The sequence below is a fragment of the Frankia sp. CcMO1 genome (assembly GCF_977945845.1).
In genome coordinates this window covers 1-4,058 of sequence record NZ_CDWTMG010000335.1, presented here as the reverse complement: position 1 = coordinate 4,058, position 4,058 = coordinate 1, and the positions used below count along the sequence as shown (strand labels likewise).

The window sequence follows — 4,058 nt, the reverse complement described above, 5'->3', positions numbered from 1 at the left end:
ACGAAGCAACAGTCACCATCGCCGCGATCAACGAATGGCTGCCCCGATAAACTTCCCAAACAGGCCCTAGGCCAGGGGTCCCCGCATTGCGCCGGAGGCGCCATGCGGGGCAAGGCGGGCGACCGGGTACCGGTCCCGGTTGAGGCGGACGTCGGCATCCCGGACGCGGGCCAGAACGGCGAGGAAATCGGCCCGCGGAATCTCCACCGCACCCAGGTCGATCAGATGCGGGGTCGCGATCTGCACGTCCAGCAGCATCCCGCCGGCCGCGGTGAACCGGGCGTCGAAGTCGGCCAGAGCCACTTTGGAGGCGTCGGTCCGGGTACGGAACATCGATTCACCGACGAACACGCCGCCGACGCCCACTCCGTACATGCCGCCGACCAGCTCGTCGCCCTCCCAGACCTCGATGCTGTGCGCCCAGCCCAGGGCGTGCAGCTCGGCGTAGCCCTCGACCAGTTGGGGAATGATCCACTCGGAGGTGCCGCCGCGGCGGCAGCCACGGACGACGTCGACGAATCGCTCGTCGACGGTGGTGGTCCACCCACAGTTACGCAGCCGCTTGCGCAGTGTCCGGTTGACCCGCAGCCGGCCGATCGGGATCACTGCCCGGGGGTCGGGGCTCCACCAGGGCAGGTCCAGCCCACCGGGGCGGTGCGGGGGCAGATGGGGGATGCGTCGGGCGGCCACCGCCGCCCGCAGGATCTCGCGCAGCCACTCCCCGCCCCCGCGGGTCCCGCCGCTCTCGTCGTCCCCGTGAGCCTCGTCGTCCTCATGGGCCTCGCCGCCGCCGTCGGCCTCGCTCGCCGGCCAAGGGAAGGCACCGGCCCGGTAGGCGCCGATCAACGTCGCCGGATCCAGCTCACCGCCGACGGCGACCGGGGCCTGGCGTGGGCTGGTCAGCAGCGAGAGCCCGTCCCATACGGTGGGGCCGAGATCGCGGGGCGGCGCCGTCAGCGCCACGACTTGACCGCCGGCGTCCGATTCGGGGCGACTGGGGCGTTCAGCACGGCACTCTCCATCGTCGGGGAGAGATCGCCGGGACATTCCTCCGTCCGGCCGATCGTCTCCGGATCGATCATGCCAGCCGACGGCGCCCGTCGCCGCAGTTGCTCGGTCACCTGCTCGGATGGGCCCGGATGGCCGAGGAAGTAGCCCTGAGCCAGGTCGCAGCCGAAATCCCGCAGCATCCGCATCGCCCCGGCGGTCTCCACGCCCTCGACGACGATGCGCAGGCCGAGCGCGTGGGCGAGTCCGACCGTCGAACGGACGATCGCCTCGGCCCGGCCGTCGACCTCCATGCGTTGGATGAATGACTTGTCCAGCTTCAGCACGTCGACGGGCAGCTCCCAGAGCCTGGCCAGGGAGGAGTACCCGGTGCCGTAGTCGTCGACGGCGATGCCGATCCCCAGGTCGCGCAGCTCCCCGAGTACGGCGGCCGTGCGGACCCGGTCGAGCATCAACGTGGTCTCGGTGATCTCCAGCTCGAGTGCCGTCGGGCTCAGCCCGAAGCCGGAGAGCATGCCGCTGACCTGTTCGGGAAAGCCACGGTCCAGCAGGTCCGAGGCGGACAGGTTCACCGCCACCGCGACGTCGAATCCGGCGGAGTGCCACTGCCGGCACTGGCCCAGGGCGGTCTCCAGCACCTCGATGGTCAGCATCCGGATGAAACCGGCCTGTTCGGCCAGGGGGATGAACTCCTCTGGCCCGAGCAGGCCGCGGCGGGGATGCCGCCAGCGGACCAGGGCCTCTACGGCGTTCGCCTGCCCGGAATCGAGGTCGACCTTGACCTGGTAGTGCACCTCCAGCTGGCCGGTGCCGAGCGCCGCGCGCAGGGACTCGATCATGTCGAGGCGGACGAGGCTGTTCACGTCGGACCCGGGACGGTAGGACTCCACGCCGGTGCGGCCCGACTTCGCGGCATACATGGCCACATCGGCGCGCTGCAGCAGGGTGTGGGCGTCCTCGGCGTGGTCGGGGTACACGGCGGCGCCGATGCTCGCGCCGACGTGCAGGGTCACCCCGCCGACGTCGAAGGGATCGTCGAGCACGGCCAGCACCCGGTCGGCGACGCGTTTCGCGGCCTCGATGTCCGCGTGTTCGAGCAGGACCGCGAACTCGTCGCCGCCCAGGCGGGCATGCAGGTCGCCGGGACGCAGGGCGTCGGAGATACGGGTTCCGACCTGCGCCAGCAGCGCGTCGCCCACCTGATGCCCCAGCGAGTCGTTGATCTCCTTGAACCGGTCAAGGTCCAGCAGGAGGAGTGCGAAGGTGTCCACCCCGGTGGCGTGCTGCTCGGCCTTCGTCAGCCGTTCGATGAAGCCACGCCGGTTCGCCAGGCCCGTCAGCTCGTCGGTGCGGGCCAGCGCTTTGCTCTCGGCGAGCTGCTGGACCTCGATGAAGGTGAACGCGGCGCGGGCCAGGGCCGTCAGCACCGTGGCCGCGGCGAGCCCGACGGTGATCTTTGGCAGCTGGACCGCGGCGCCGAGGACGAGCAGACCGAGCGCGATCACGGTGAGCACCAGCGGGACCGCGATGACGCCCCAGCCGGACATCTTGGCCGGTGGGTGCCAGCGCGGTCGCTGCCAGGCGGCCAGGGCCGGCATGAGCACCGAGAACAGCCACAGCGTGCTGAGGAGGCCGGGCCCGGGGTCCCTGTCCGTGGTGACGCTGACCAGCAGGAGCGAGTCGGCTATCGCGAAGCCCACCAGCCCGATGCCCAGCAGCCACCACATCCGGCCGGGATGCCAGCCCAGCAGACTGAACACCGTGACGATCAGCAGAATCAGCAGCAGGTCGGCGAGCGGATAGATCAGGTTCACCGTCATCGTCCACGCGCTGTAGCGCGGATACGAGTTCGCCATCGCCACGCCGATGCCGCTGGTCAGCGCGGCCACGCCGAGCAGGCCGACGAGCGCGTCCATCCAGACGCTCGTGTGCAGCCGGAGCACTCTTCTGCGTAGCAGGAGGATGACGGCGACATAGCACGCCGGATAGAAGAGCAGCCAGCCGAGATCGGCCAGCGACGGCCCGAGGTCGTCGTCCTGCCGGCCGGCGACCGCCGCGTTGTAGTAGATCGTCGCGCATCCGTAGCTGACGAGCCCGGTGCCGAGCAGTGCCCAGGGCAGGCGTTCGCCGCGGATCAACACCGCCCGCGACAGGCAGATCAGGCCCGAGCCGAGGGCGACGCCGTAACGCAGCGACCCGGTCTCGTTGCCGATGCGGGGCACGGTGACGAACGCGGAGACGGACAGGTAGACCGTGGCGACGATCAGGACGAGCTGGGCGGCCCGGATCAGACGGAACCGGCGCGGGGGAGGGGGAGAGGCGGTCAACCGGTCATCCCCCCGCAGCGTGGTGGGAGCCTGCGCACGTGCCCGGCATCGTGCCGACGGCCATCGCCCGGTGCCGCGGCGACGACACCCGCGGCACCGGTGGCCGCCTTGCCGGCCGGTTCGCCGAAAAAGATGATCTTTCATGGGTGTGCCGTGGGCGGGCGATGGTGGCGGCTCCCCCTCCGGCCCCTCTCCGGTGCGGCCATGGTGCCGACCCCGCAGGCCCGGTAATCGACCACCGCCGGTGGCGACCGGTCGTGCGGGAGGGACAGGGCTACCTCCGTTGAGGGAAAGGGTACGGACACCCCGGAGGTCCCGCCACTCGGGCCTCATGTGACCATCATGACGGAGGCTTGGCCGGGCATGCCTACATTCTCGTACATCTTGGTCTCTTGTCATTTATATACAAAAATTTGTCGCGATTTGCTGGTGTGGCGTTGGGTTCAGGTGGGGTGACCGTGCGCAGGCGTGGCCGTGTCGTCGACTCATCACGTCAGGGCGGCCCGATCGTGGTCACTGCGGCGGGAGGCGGTCGTCGCGAGACATGATAGGAAAATGTCGGCTATGTCCCGCTTCCCGCGCTGGAGGCGGGGGAGGAGCGCACATGCGGATCGGTCTGCAACTACCGGCTCTTCGAAGTTAAGCGGGTTTGAGGCATCTGCGGGCTCGGCGGGTGGCTGCGCAGCGTGTTCGTAGCCGCTGGTTTTCGGGGTCGCGGTAGCC

At 69.9% G+C, this 4,058-nt stretch carries 2 protein-coding genes; both read right to left on the bottom strand.

Annotation, left to right across the window (positions count from 1 at the left end; genetic code table 11):
• Window positions 1-66 precede the first annotated feature (66 nt).
• Window positions 67-963 carry a leucyl/phenylalanyl-tRNA--protein transferase gene (gene aat / locus AC08OU_RS23295; RefSeq protein WP_476602222.1) on the bottom strand — a complete coding sequence of 299 codons (897 nt, stop codon included), beginning with the start codon at window positions 961-963 and terminating at the stop codon, window positions 67-69.
• Complete coding sequence (locus AC08OU_RS23290; RefSeq protein ID WP_476602223.1) at window positions 954-3,335, bottom strand: putative bifunctional diguanylate cyclase/phosphodiesterase; 2,382 nt, start codon at window positions 3,333-3,335, stop codon at window positions 954-956. Before AC08OU_RS23290 ends, aat begins: the two co-directional genes overlap by 10 nt.
• Window positions 3,336-4,058 lie beyond the last annotated feature (723 nt).